Origin of the sequence: Psychrobacter sp. DD43, assembly GCF_904846555.1 — a bacterium.
Classification (GTDB): domain Bacteria; phylum Pseudomonadota; class Gammaproteobacteria; order Pseudomonadales; family Moraxellaceae; genus Psychrobacter; species Psychrobacter cryohalolentis.
In genome coordinates this window covers 94407-106681 of the sequence record NZ_CAJHBE010000005.1, presented here as the reverse complement: position 1 = coordinate 106681, position 12275 = coordinate 94407, and the positions used below count along the sequence as shown (strand labels likewise).

12 protein-coding genes and 1 other annotated feature are annotated in these 12275 nt (G+C 42.3%); of the genes, 5 read left to right on the top strand and 7 right to left on the bottom strand.

The window, feature by feature from the left end; genetic code table 11:
* Nucleotides 1–304 precede the first annotated feature (304 nt).
* Together JMX89_RS04220 and JMX89_RS04215 are read left to right on the top strand one after the other, a co-directional pair.
* A protein-coding gene (locus JMX89_RS04220) for an IS3 family transposase (protein WP_413786635.1) occupies nt 305–1524 on the top strand; the annotation gives its coding sequence in 2 pieces (ribosomal slippage) (nt 305–581 and nt 581–1524; 1221 coding nt in all).
* Nucleotides 580–696 (top strand) — a sequence feature (AL1L pseudoknot). It overlaps the preceding gene by 117 nt.
* A gap of 182 nt (nt 1525–1706) precedes the next feature.
* Entirely contained in the window at nt 1707–2030 is a 324-nt protein-coding gene (locus tag JMX89_RS04215) for a DUF1244 domain-containing protein (RefSeq protein ID WP_181210261.1), read from the top strand.
* A 101-nt stretch (nt 2031–2131) separates the two neighbouring features.
* Here the strand turns inward: JMX89_RS04215 and JMX89_RS04210 are convergent, their stop codons facing one another.
* The gene (locus JMX89_RS04210) at nt 2132–2575 is read right to left on the bottom strand and encodes an SRPBCC family protein (RefSeq protein WP_181210262.1); all 444 of its coding nucleotides are present in this window, start codon (nt 2573–2575) and stop codon (nt 2132–2134) included.
* 81 nt (nt 2576–2656) lie between these two features.
* Entirely contained in the window at nt 2657–3661 is a 1005-nt protein-coding gene (rluF, locus tag JMX89_RS04205; RefSeq protein WP_201531564.1) for a 23S rRNA pseudouridine(2604) synthase RluF, read from the bottom strand.
* A 399-nt stretch (nt 3662–4060) separates the two neighbouring features.
* Between rluF and JMX89_RS04200 the strand changes: the two genes are divergently transcribed.
* From JMX89_RS04200 to JMX89_RS04190, 3 genes are all read left to right on the top strand, one after another.
* Complete coding sequence (locus JMX89_RS04200; RefSeq protein ID WP_201550935.1) at nt 4061–5224, top strand: iron-containing alcohol dehydrogenase; 1164 nt, start codon at nt 4061–4063, stop codon at nt 5222–5224.
* 51 nt (nt 5225–5275) lie between these two features.
* Complete coding sequence (locus JMX89_RS04195) at nt 5276–6175, top strand: SMP-30/gluconolactonase/LRE family protein (protein ID WP_201531560.1); 900 nt, start codon at nt 5276–5278, stop codon at nt 6173–6175.
* A 185-nt stretch (nt 6176–6360) separates the two neighbouring features.
* A complete protein-coding gene (locus JMX89_RS04190; protein ID WP_201531559.1) occupies nt 6361–6774 on the top strand; it encodes a PaaI family thioesterase in 414 nt (137 codons plus the stop codon).
* A gap of 132 nt (nt 6775–6906) precedes the next feature.
* Here the strand turns inward: JMX89_RS04190 and JMX89_RS04185 are convergent, their stop codons facing one another.
* The 5 genes from JMX89_RS04185 to JMX89_RS04165 all read right to left on the bottom strand — a co-directional run bounded on the left by JMX89_RS04185 (nt 6907) and on the right by JMX89_RS04165 (nt 12274).
* The gene (locus JMX89_RS04185; protein ID WP_201531558.1) at nt 6907–7731 is read right to left on the bottom strand and encodes a sulfite exporter TauE/SafE family protein; all 825 of its coding nucleotides are present in this window, start codon (nt 7729–7731) and stop codon (nt 6907–6909) included.
* Nucleotides 7732–7948: 217 nt separating this feature from the next.
* Nucleotides 7949–8452 (bottom strand): flavin reductase, encoded by a 504-nt coding sequence (locus tag JMX89_RS04180; RefSeq protein WP_201550982.1) that lies wholly within the window; start codon nt 8450–8452, stop codon nt 7949–7951.
* 148 nt (nt 8453–8600) lie between these two features.
* Nucleotides 8601–9647 (bottom strand): methionine synthase, encoded by a 1047-nt coding sequence (locus tag JMX89_RS04175; RefSeq protein WP_201550933.1) that lies wholly within the window; start codon nt 9645–9647, stop codon nt 8601–8603.
* A gap of 54 nt (nt 9648–9701) precedes the next feature.
* Nucleotides 9702–10754, bottom strand: a complete 1053-nt coding sequence (locus JMX89_RS04170) for a DUF1852 domain-containing protein (protein WP_201550931.1) — start codon at nt 10752–10754, stop codon at nt 9702–9704.
* A gap of 266 nt (nt 10755–11020) precedes the next feature.
* Nucleotides 11021–12274, bottom strand: coding sequence for an NAD(P)/FAD-dependent oxidoreductase (locus JMX89_RS04165; RefSeq protein WP_201550930.1), 1254 nt, complete (start codon nt 12272–12274; stop codon nt 11021–11023).
* Nucleotide 12275 lies beyond the last annotated feature (1 nt).

The window sequence follows — 12275 nt, the reverse complement described above, 5'->3', positions numbered from 1 at the left end:
TTTAAAAGAATTTATTGCTAAAGTAAATGATAGTGCCAAACAGCTATAATGTATGTAAATACTTAAAATATGGCTTCAATCGCTATTGGCACTGATTTTTAGTATGATTTGATAATATGGCCGTATAATGAGTGTACTAATAAAATAATTACGACGCTTGAATTTGGTGACTAGTTTAGCAGTATGAAACGATAGTTGCTTATGAGAAGGAATTTACCGTTCTGAGCTATGCTGAAATTGAGCTACGCTGAAAGTGAACCGCCCCGGTATTGTCGGAGACTCAACATTCTGAGAGAATACGACAATGAAAAGACAAACCTACACTCCTGAGATTAAAGAACGCGCCATTCGCATGCTGATTGAAGCGTCGAGCGACTATCCTTCTACATGGTCAGCCATTCAGGCCATAGCGTCAAAGATTGGCTGTACGCCTGAGACACTGCGATCCTGGCATAAAAAGCACATAGACCAAACTATTCCCGCCTCAGTGCAGGCTCAAAGTGACAAAGAGCGTATCAAAGAACTTGAACGAGAGAATAGAGAACTCAAGCAAGCCAATGAGATTATACGTAAGGCTGCTGCTTTTTTCGCCCAGGCGGAGCTCGACCGTCCACCCAGATAATGGTTCAGTTTATTGATGACTATAGAGGTAGTTATGGGATCGAGCTGATTTGTAGAGTACTACCGATTGCCCCGTCAACCTATCACCGTGCTAAAGACCTAGAGTGCTGCCCTGAAAAGCGTTCACTGCGCAGTCAGCATGACGACTACTATCTCAGCGAGATTAGACGTATTTGGCAGAATAGCAAGTGCCGCTACGGCGCTCGCAAAGTCTGGCAGCAGATGAAAGCTGACGGGTTAAAGGTTGCTCGGTGTACCGTAGAGCGTTTAATGAGCCAGCATGGCCTACAAGGTGTCTGGCGCGGTAAGGGTAAGATTACCACCAACAGCCGTGACGACCAAAAGCGTGCTGATGACTTGGTCAATCGTAACTTTAATGCCCATCGTCCTAATCAGCTGTGGGTTGCAGATTTTACTTATATCAAGACATTGAGCGGCTGGGTCTATACCGCTTTTATCATCGATGTATTTGCTCGCGCTATTGTCGGCTGGAAAGTATCAAAGCGTATGAACACTGATATGGTAATGGCAGCATTAAATCAAGCAATAGCAGACAGAAACAATCCCAAAGACGTGATTCATCATAGTGATCGAGGGGTTCAGTACTTATCTATTCGCTATACCGATAAGATGACGGACTCTAGCGTGATTGCTTCTGTTGGTACAACAGGCGATTCATACGATAATGCACTGGCTGAAACGGTCAATGGACTCTATAAATCTGAGGTTATTGAATATCTAAAAGAACAATGGAATGGTGTTAATGATGTTGAATTAGCCACGCTTGAGTGGGTGGACTGGTTCAACAAGAAGCGGCTGCATAGCACGATTGGATATGTGTCACCCTTTGAGTTTGAAAAGCAGTATTATGATAATTTAATCCTGTCAGGCATTGCTGCCTGACTCAAGTAGATCAGCCTTCGATTATGCTTAAGACGTTCTAAATTGGTGAACCTCTACTATGATGAGTTTGCCAAGTTTACTAATAGACTTTTTTAATATAGATCAACACAGGTTGCGCAATATTTATATCGTTAGTATCATCTCAGTTTTGAAACGATTCAATTACAATTAGGAAAAACCTTATGGCAAAATTAGAATCAAACATCGAATTAGAAGCAGCGGCATTTCGTCGCTTATTAGCTCATTTAGACGAGCGTAAAGATGTACAAAATATTGAGCTAATGAACCTTGCCGACTTTTGCCGTAACTGCTTATCCAAATGGTATAAAGCGGCTGGTGAAGAGCGTGGTATTGAAATCGAATACGAAGATGCGCGCGAGCTTGTTTATGGTATGCCTTATGCTGAGTGGAAAGAGAAGCATCAACAAAAAGCAACACCAGAGCAATTAGCACGCTTTAACGAGATTGAAGCAGCTAAGAACGAGATTGATAAAGGAAAAGACTGATTAATAGTAGCAAAGGTTGCTCGAACTCAGTCAGCGACGCTCAGAGCAAACCATAACAAACACGACAAAAACCCAAGATAAAACCAAAAATTGCCACTAGATTAGCGGCTTTCTATAGATTTGAGTATGCTACTAAACCCTATGGTTCCTTGTTTCTGCATTTGACGGTCAAATAGGCGACCGAGTAATGGCAATGGTACAGTCAATCGACCCTCAGATACCCAAGTCACGTGTGTAGTGCCATCGCCCAAGTCTTTTAAATCAATGACGCCTTTATCATGTTGCATTTTTATAGGTTTAGATTTTTCAATCTGGTATTGCATATGAGTAGGACGCTCAAATGCCGTAATTCGCTCCCAAAACTTAACAGGTCCCGTTTTAATGGTACGTAAAGCCCCAACGCCATTGCGCTCCTCGTCACCTTCATTCACCAACTTAGCTACACCGACCGCTTTAAATGAGCCATAACTGGCATGGTCGCTCAGTGCTTCAAATACCTCATCAATTGGTTTTTTGACAATGCGCTCTACTTTTATTTTAAACATAATATTATCCCGTTAAGACTAAAGTTCTTTAGCTTACTGCCATTTCAGAAATAAACAAAGCAGTCACACTGTGAAAACTTACTATCGCGAAGAACCACGACCTTTTGAAGGGCGTTTGCCATTTGTAGCAGGTTTGCCATTGCCTCCAGACTTACCATTACCCCCTGACGGCTTACCACGACCAGCAGGACGCCCATCTCTACCTTTAGAACCCGCTGGTTTTCTAGCATCATCCTTGGAGTGTTTTTTATTTCCCTTTGCCGCACCCGCTGGTTTTGAAGACGACTTTGCTTTTGACGAGTCATCGGCACGAGGATTTTTTCGTGGTGCATTACGAGATTTCTTAGCCGGTTTACTGTCTTGCGAAGAAGAATTTTCTATAGAGTTAAGTAAAACAGACAACTCTTTTGGCGTCAGGTCTCGCCAGTCTCCAACGGGCGTACCCTTAAGGCTTACATTCATAATCCGTGTACGCTCAAGCTTCACAACTTCATAGCCAAAATGCTCACACATACGGCGAATTTGACGATTCAGACCTTGCACTAGCGTAATGTTAAACACGTTAGGCGACACCTTAGTGACAGGGCATTTTTTCGTCATCTTCCCAAGCATTGGCACGCCACCAGCCAAACCTTCGATAAAATTATCCGTTATCGGTTTATTCACCGTCACCAAATATTCTTTTTCATGGTTATTCCCAGCACGCAATACCTTATTGACTAGATCACCATTACTGGTCAAGAAGATTAAGCCCTGAGAATCTTTATCCAAACGCCCAATCGGGAAAATACGTACGCTATGTCTCACAAAATCAACAATGTTGTTTTTCTCGGAGCTTTCCGTGGTGCTCACAATGCCGACTGGCTTATTTAATACAATAAAAACAAAGTCATCAGCTTCTTTCGGCTCAATGAGCTGCCCGTTGACTTTCACCGTATCTCCAGCAACCACTTGCGCGCCTACTGCAGCACGCTTGCCATTGAGGTATACATTACCTTGTTCAATAAAGCGGTCAGCGTCTCGCCTGGAGCAAATACCGCTTTCACTGATGTATTTATTTAAACGAGTCGAGGAAGCGTTAAACATAAAGCACCGTTTTTACCTAATAAAAAGCCTTTCTTGTTCAGAAAAAAGCCTAAATTGAATGGATCATCAACAACGAGATGGCTCGTATTATATAGGAAATTCAGTGCCCATTTCAGTAGAGATGGGAAGAAACCTAGAAATATATCCAGAGTCCTATAGATTGCGATAGCTTCGATAAAGCTTATTAATGATGTCAAAGGTTCAAAAAGCTAGAGGAATAGCGAGTAATATCTCAATAGAATTTAATGCTTTTAATAAAGAAATATTCTTACAAAAAGTGCCAATTAATAGATATACACTGTAGCGTGATTGAGTTAATACTAAGACTTTATACAAGCGATTTATCTAAAGGCTATAAATACACAAAAATAATCGCTCATCTACACAAGGAAGAATAGAATGACAGGGATGGAGTTTTATACTAATGGACACATTGTTAGCGAAGCTGACAGTATGCGCCAGAAGCTAGGGGATTTAGCAAAACAGTACGACGCGACATCTGCCATTATTATTACAGACGCTGGCATCTCTGATTTAGGATACGTCGATATCGCACAAGAGTCTTTAGAGCAGGCTGGTATTAATGTTGTTATTTTCGACAGAGTTGTTGCTGATCCCCCTATTGAAGTCGTCGAAGAAGCTATTGAACTTGCCAGGGCGAACCAGTGTAATCTGGTCATCGGTTTAGGAGGTGGCAGCCCTATCGATACCGCGAAAATTGTCGCGCTATATTCCAATGACTTTCAGTCGGTTAATGAGCTCTTAGAGGCAGATATTAGTGATTTTAAAAAAATGCCGTTGTTTGCGATCCCCACCACTGCAGGTACTGGCGCAGAGGCTACCTTTGTATCTGTAATCACAGCAAAGGATGGCAGCAAGAAAGCCATATACACGCCTAAAATCCTACCTGATGTCGCGATTTTAGATGCAACGCTAACTCTCAAGCTTCCTCGCCATATTACTGCTGCCACTGCCCTAGATGCGATGGTTCACTGCATCGAAGCTTACACAAGTCGCACCAAAAAGAACCCCATTTCAGATGCGTTGGCTGTTAAAGGTTTGCAAATGCTATGGAGTAACTTTTATACAGTGCTCCATCACGGCGATGATATTGATGCTCGCGCTGAGATGTTATTGGGTTCAACGCTCGCTGGTATCGCTTTTGTCAATGCTTCCGTAGCAGCTGTACATGGACTCTCCTACCCACTTAGCATTAACTTCCATGTGCCGCATGGGCATGCTAATGCGCTCGTGATGTGCGGTGTATTTACTTTCAACTTACCAGTAGCAGCCCCTCTTTATGCAGAACTCGCTCGTGCGGTGATGCCTATCGACACTTCGGGCATGACTGACCTAAAGGCTGCCCATCAATTTATTAATCAACTAAAAGACTTCTTGAAAACAAGTGGTCTAAAATATCGCTTAAATGAGCTAGATATAACGGCAGAGGATATCCCCGCGTTAGCTGATATGGTCATTAATACCTATGCTCGTCTCATTGAAACCAATCCAATGGATATGTCTTTAGAGGAAGTAAGAATGATCTACCAAGAAATACTCTAATAAGCAGCAAATTTCTTAAATAATTTTGTCTATAAATCAAGGAAGATAGTTATGTCAAAATATGAGTTAGACGTGGTGGTAGATGATTTTCACTACCTAGAAGGACCGCGTTGGTATAAAAACGCTTTATGGTTTGTCGATTTTTATACCAAAGGCGTTTATCGTGTTAATGATGAAGGCATTGCAGAAAAGATTGTCCATGTAGAACAGCAGCCATCTGGCTTAGGCTGGCTTCCTGACGGTCGTATGCTCATTGTCTCTATGAAAGATCGTAAAGTGTTACGTTTAGAGGACAATGGCGAATTAGTTGTTCACGCTGATATTTGGAAGCATTGTGAGGGGCATGCTAACGATATGGTCGTTGCGCCTAATGGCAACGCTTATGTTGGAAACTTCGGTTTTGATCTGATGGGTGGTGCTGATCATAAACACACTGGTCTTGTATTGGTGAGACCTGATGGTACCTCTCAGGTTGTGGCAGAAGGTTTGGCCTTTCCAAATGGCATGGTCATTTCTGCGGATGAAAAGACATTAATCGTTAATGAGTTATTTGGCAATAAAGTCTCACAGTTCGATATTAAGGAAAACGGCACTTTAGGAGAAAAACGTGATTTTGCTAACTTTGGAGAGTTAGGAGACGAGCCAAATTTAGGGGCACGTATAGAGAACGCCAGCATCTTACCTGATGGTCTTGCCTTAGATAGCGAGGGCGCTGTTTGGATTGCAGATACCTTGAACCAACGTGCTGTTCGTATTAAAGAAGGGGGCGAAATCTTAGAAACCGTTGATACTGCACCTGACGGCATTTTTGCGGTTGCTCTTGGCGGACAAGATGGCAAAACATTGTTTATGTGTGCAGCACCTGACTGGAATGAAGCGTCACGCACCGCTGAAACTAAAGGGCGTATGCTATCTACACCAGTTAAAGTGGGTCATGCTGGTACGCCTTAGTTTAAGAATACGCCACTAAAAATATTGAGTCAGTATCAAAAATATATCTAGCTACTACCCATTTATAATAAGAAACTAGAATCGATACCAATTTTATCGATTCTAGTTGTGTTAATCGAACCAATGAACTTGAGTGCGAAGAAAAGATAGTTAACAACAAGAATAATTAAACCATAGGAGTATGTATGTCTGCGACCAAAGAAGAAATAGCAGCCTTTATGGCATTAGAATTCCCTCAAACCAAGTGCAAAGTTGAATCAGTAGGCGATGATAGTTCGACCTTATCGCATGATATCGGTATAGATGAGCTACGTCCTGGTGGTACGGTCTCTGGCCCTGTATTGATGAGCATTGCTGATGTCGCACTCTATGTGGCGATACTTGGTAAGATTGGCATTGTAGCGTTGACAGTAACAACAAGCCTTACCATCAATTTTCTGCGCAAACCATCAGCAGAAGCGCGCATCATTGCTGAGTGCACCTTGCTAAAGGTAGGGCGTACGCTCATTGTAGGTGAGGTTTCCTTATACTCAGAAGGCTCTAGCGACTTGGTCGCGCATGTAGTTGGCACATATTCTGTACCGCCCAAGCACGACTAAGCTACTTTCTCAATATTGTTTCCTAGGTTGTAATGCTTCGAATTATTTAGATCATGATAATGCATTTCACTATGTGCTTTTTGGGTAGCTCAGTTCGCAAGCTTTGCCTTTTAGAGGAACGACTATGAATACCTAAATCAGCCCTTTAAAAAGAAAATAACACCCAACCACGGTTAATAATACCGCAAAGCATTTTTTTAAAAGCTCTGGTGATAGTATATGGGCGACTTTTGCACCTAGCTTCGCAGTGAAAAAGCTCATGACACTAATCCCTAAAAAGGCATAAATGTGCACAAAGCCAATGGTATTGGGCACATTGACTTGCTGCTGCATCCCAAAGAACATAAAGCCTAACGCTCCAGCAATGGCAATGGGCAAGCCACACGCTGCTGATGTGCCAACGGCTTTTTGCATGACCACACCGTAACGAGTTAAATAAGGCACCGTTAAGCTGCCGCCGCCAATACCAAAAATGGCAGAAGCAATACCAATAACCCCGCCTGCCGCTAGCTGCTTAGGTTTTGAAGGCAGTTCCGTATTGGCGCCATGGACATCATTAGCATGATTAACGACTTGTTTTTTGCCATCGAAAAACATCTTATAAGCGACCCACAGCAAAAACACCCCAACGATAAGCTGAAGATACAGCCCAGATATCTGTCCTGCAATCCCTGCCCCTAAAAAACAGCCAATCGCTAAACCGGGTGTCAGGTTTTTAAAGACCGGCCACATGACGGCGCCCTTTTTATTGTGCGCCATGAGCGAGCTGATAGAGGTGACAATGATGGTCGCTAGTGACGTACCTAACGCCAAATGCATGATAATGTCAGGACTGTAATCCATTTGGGTAAAGACGATAAATAACAGTGGTACGATAATCGTGCCGCCGCCCACACCAAAAAGCCCCGCAGCAAATCCTGCTAGAGCGCCTATTATTAAGAAAATGATTAGTTCCACAGGATAATTACTTCTCGGTTGAATGATAGTTTTATAGTCGATACAAAATAAAATGGATACGTTATCTGACAAGGTGAAACTGGTACAAATTTTTCTAGCTTGCTGTGCCTAAGCCAACAGAGGCTACAAGAAATTCATTCCAGTTTCACGGTATCTTCTTGATATTGAGCTGACTATAGTTAGATGACAATTAGATAATCAATGTCAGAAAGTCAGCTTAAACGATTTCTACTTGACCTACTTGATGGTAAGCACGGTTGAAATAAACCAAGCTTTCATCAGCACTGCTTTGTTGATAGCCTTGTTTGATGGCGACAACTCGGCACATAAAGACACTGTGCGTACCAACTTGCTGAATATCCTCAATCTCACAGTCAAAACTGACCAATGCATCTTCTAAAATAGGCGCACCTGTTGCTAACTCAGTCCAAGCACCGTGCCCAAAGCGCTCTTCTGAGCATAATTTAGAAGCAAAGGCATTAGATATAGGCTCATGCTGAGCGCCCAACACATTGACACTTAAGGTTTTATTTTCAAGAAAGTAGCCATGTGAGCGAGACGTTTGATTCATACAGATCAGCAAGGTTGGCGGTGTATCGGTGACGCTACATACCGCCGAGGCAGTAAACCCATGCAGACCAGATTGCCCTTTGGTGGTGACTACATTGACGGCGGTCGTCAACAAAGACATGGCATCTCTAAAGTCGGTTGCTTCAATCACATCTTTACTCATTGCTGCAATCCTAAATGTTAAGTCAGTATGTACATTGATAACTGAGGTCACTCATGAGTTTAAACAAGCTTTTATAGGCGGAGTTAAAGACCCAACCTATAAAAGCTAAATTTTGCATAAGTTTAGTCGGTAAATCCTAAGCTGTCAGCTCTTGACGCACGATTGCAGCGCCTGCACTTAACGCGTTCAATTTACCGCGTGCCACTTGGCGCGATAAAGGTGCCATGCCGCAGTTGGTCGAAGGATAAAGCTTGTCCGCATCGACAAATTGCAGGGCTTTGCGTAGTGTATCTGCAACCTCTTCAGGAGTCTCAATAGTATTGCTTGCCACATCAATGGCACCAATCATCACTTTTTTACCGCGAATGAGTTCTATCAAATCCATCGGTACATGTGAGTTTTGACACTCTAAAGAGACAATATCGATATTAGACTGCTGCAATTTTGGAAAGGCTTGCTCATATTGACGCCACTCTGAACCCAGTGTCTTTTTCCAATCGGTATTGGCTTTGATGCCGTAGCCGTAGCATATATGCACCGCCGTCTCACACTTTAGACCTTCTATGGCGCGCTCTAAAGTAGCGATGCCCCAGTCGTTGACGTCATCAAAGAACACGTTAAACGCTGGCTCATCGAATTGAATGATATCTACACCCGCCGCTTCTAATTCTCTGGCTTCTTGATTCAATATTTTAGCAAACTCCCAAGCCAGTTTTTCACGGCTTTTATAATGACCATCATATAAGGTATCAATCATCGTCATCGGACCAGGCAGTGCCCATTTGATCGGCTGATCGGTTTGCTGACGTAAGAACTTCGCATCTTCAACGAATACTGGCTTTTGACGGCTCACAGCCCCAACGACTGACGGCACACTGGCATCATAACGATCACGAATTTTAACGGTTTTTCGATTCTCAAAATCGACGCCATCAAGATGTTCAATAAAGGTAGTGACAAAATGCTGACGCGTCTGCTCGCCATCACTGACGATATCAATCCCTGCATGACGCTGTTCTTGCAATGTTAAACGTAGCGCATCTTGTTTGGCTTCAAACAATTGCTCCCCTTCTAATGCCCAAGGTGACCAAATTTTCTCAGGTTCGGCAAGCCAAGAAGGTTTTGGTAAACTGCCCGCTGTTGATGTTGGTAATAATTTTTGTGTCGGTAATAATATTGTCATGAGATTCATCTTCTTATTCATTCGTATTTTATATTTTGGCTAGAGTTAGATTGCTTAGGCTGCCTGTTTTTTAACAGCTTTTTCTTTGACCGATTCTTTTTGAGCAGTCTCGCTTGCAACATCATAGCTTTCCGCCCATTCTTCAAGAATGTCTTTATATGGCTTGATAAACTGATCTTCCGTAAATTTACCTTGTGTCACTGCCATCTGGCTGCGCTCCGCGCGATCATACACAATTTGCGTTAGTGAATAATCTTGGTATTTCAAACTGGGTTGATATATTTGAGCGGCGGTTGAGTTGGCATTGTAAATTTCAGGTCGATAAATCTTTTGGAATGTCTCCATGGTACTGATCGCACTGATTAGCTCAAGATCGGTGTAATCAGTCAGCAAGTCACCAGAAAAATAAAATGCTAAAGGTGCAGCACTGTTGGCAGGCATAAAATAGCGCACCGTCAAGCCCATTTTGGAAAAGTACTCATCAGTCAATGACCCCTTGTTCAAAGCGCAGCCATCTTGTCTATATTCAATCCCTAATACAGGATGCTGATTGCCCGTACGATGATAGGTTTTACTACTTGAAACGCTTAGGCAAATCACCGGTTGTTTATTAAAATTGGCTTGGTACGCCTCTGAGTTCAATAAATGTTGAAACAGTTTACCGTGCAAATCGCCAAAATCGGCTGATGGTGGCGATGCAGGATGGTTATCGAAATGGGCTGGCAATACGATGCTAAAATCATAATCGCGCACATAGGATGAGAAGCTGTTACCAATCATACCGTCAATACGCTTATTTTCTTTATGATCAATGATCGTTGTTTTTAAGGTCTCAATGACTGGGAAGGTATGACCATTGCCTTTAATATCCAAGTCTGCAGAAATGATATCAACTTCAACAGAATAACGGTCGGCTGTCGGATTATCCCAATGTGCTAAATCATTAAAACGATTATTTATCATAGTCAGCGTTTTGCGTAAGTTCTCTTGACGACTCTCGCCACGAGCCAAATTCGCAAAGTTAGTCGTCAGACGCGTGCTGTCTGCTGGCTGATAATTTTCATCAAAACGAATGCTCGAGATGGAATATATAAATTGTTTACTCATGATAATCCGCTACCTTAACCTAATCTCATTATTTGAGATAAAACCGAATTTGTGTATGAGATGAATCATACCCGAACCAAAACATGAATAAAAATGATACTATTTAAATTAAAGATGAGTAAAATTCATGTTGCTAGTTTTATAGTAGAAAAAGGAGGGAGTAGCGGATGTTTTGACGACAGACTTAATAAATATTAAGCCTGTAAAGGACATTAAAGATGTGGTCTAGCGGGGTTAAAAGATACGTTTATTAAGACCTATGTTTATTAAAGATTGGAATCGAAGCGTCTACTACTAAATGGCTGAGCATCAATAAATAATGGCTTACCGTGAATCATCTCCTCAATGAGACGTCCTGTCACCGGTCCAAGTGTCAGACCTTGATGAGCATGACCAAAAGAAAACCATAAATTATCGTGTTTTGATGCAGGCCCAATAACTGGCTTCATGTCTGGCATGCAGGGTCTTGTCCCACACCATGCTTCAGATTCAACAGCAGCATCAAGCGGCAACACTTTTTTTGCAAAAGTCAGTACAGTCTCTAACTGATTAAAGTCTTTTGGATCATCTAACAATGCCATTTCAGCGCCAGTCGTGATTCTCACGCCTTGATCCATTGCGCCCATCACAAACCCTTTATCTACATCAAACAAGCTATGAGAAAATGCGTTTTGGTCGTTAATCTTAAAGTGTTGATGGTAGCCACGCATAGGAAATAGAGGGATTTCATAACCCAATGGTTTAATGAGATCAGCTGACCAAGGACCGGCAGCAATGACCAAATTCTGACATAAGTGGGTTCCGCTCTCGGTAATGACCTGCCAGCCCTCTTCTGTCTGTATCATATTTTTTACGGTGGATTGTTTTATCTCTCCTGCCATTGCTTCAAAATTTTTAGCATATGCTTTCACAAGACTGCCGGGATTTTTTATCTGCCAAGAGTTTTTCCAGTGTATACCGCCTATATAATCTGTAAAGTTCACATTTGGCTCTAGCGCTTGGAGCTCTGCTAGCGATAGAACCTGATACTCCACGCCTTTATCCGCCGCTTTTACCGCTTTATTAATTGATTTTTCAAAGCTATATGAATGACGATGAAGCTCAATCCAACCTATTTTACTGACCAGTTCATCAGCGCCTGACGCTCTAATCATAGGCTCATGCTCGTCTGTGCAATGCTGAATGAGCGTAGCCCACTCGTCATCGATCTTTTTAACGTTTTTTGGACTTGAGTGAATCCAATACTGTAATAACGGGCGCTGAAGACGATATATTGCAGACCAACGGTATCGAATATCAGCACTTTTATTGGGTAGTATTCTAGATATCTCCTTAAAACTTCTAGGGAACGGTTTTGTATTTACCGCCTCTCTTGTAATGATACCGGCATTACCATAGGAAGTTTCTTCTCCTGGTCGTTTTTTATCTAGCAAAAGAACTTGAGCATTGTTTTTCTGCAGATGCCAAGCAATAGAGGTTCCTACTATGCCGGCACCAATCACAATAACGTCATAGCGCATA

Excerpts from the sequence above, each read along its gene's own strand:
- JMX89_RS04215 (WP_181210261.1), top strand. The coding sequence starts at position 1,707 with ATGGCAAAATTAGAATCAAACATCGAATTAGAAGCAGCGGCATTTCGT.
- JMX89_RS04210 (WP_181210262.1), bottom strand. The coding sequence starts at position 2,575 with ATGTTTAAAATAAAAGTAGAGCGCATTGTCAAAAAACCAATTGATGAG.
- rluF (WP_201531564.1), bottom strand. The coding sequence starts at position 3,661 with ATGTTTAACGCTTCCTCGACTCGTTTAAATAAATACATCAGTGAAAGC.
- JMX89_RS04200 (WP_201550935.1), top strand. The coding sequence starts at position 4,061 with ATGACAGGGATGGAGTTTTATACTAATGGACACATTGTTAGCGAAGCT.
- JMX89_RS04195 (WP_201531560.1), top strand. The coding sequence starts at position 5,276 with ATGTCAAAATATGAGTTAGACGTGGTGGTAGATGATTTTCACTACCTA.
- JMX89_RS04190 (WP_201531559.1), top strand. The coding sequence starts at position 6,361 with ATGTCTGCGACCAAAGAAGAAATAGCAGCCTTTATGGCATTAGAATTC.
- JMX89_RS04175 (WP_201550933.1), bottom strand. The coding sequence starts at position 9,647 with ATGACAATATTATTACCGACACAAAAATTATTACCAACATCAACAGCG.
- JMX89_RS04170 (WP_201550931.1), bottom strand. The coding sequence starts at position 10,754 with ATGAGTAAACAATTTATATATTCCATCTCGAGCATTCGTTTTGATGAA.
- JMX89_RS04165 (WP_201550930.1), bottom strand. The coding sequence starts at position 12,274 with ATGCGCTATGACGTTATTGTGATTGGTGCCGGCATAGTAGGAACCTCT.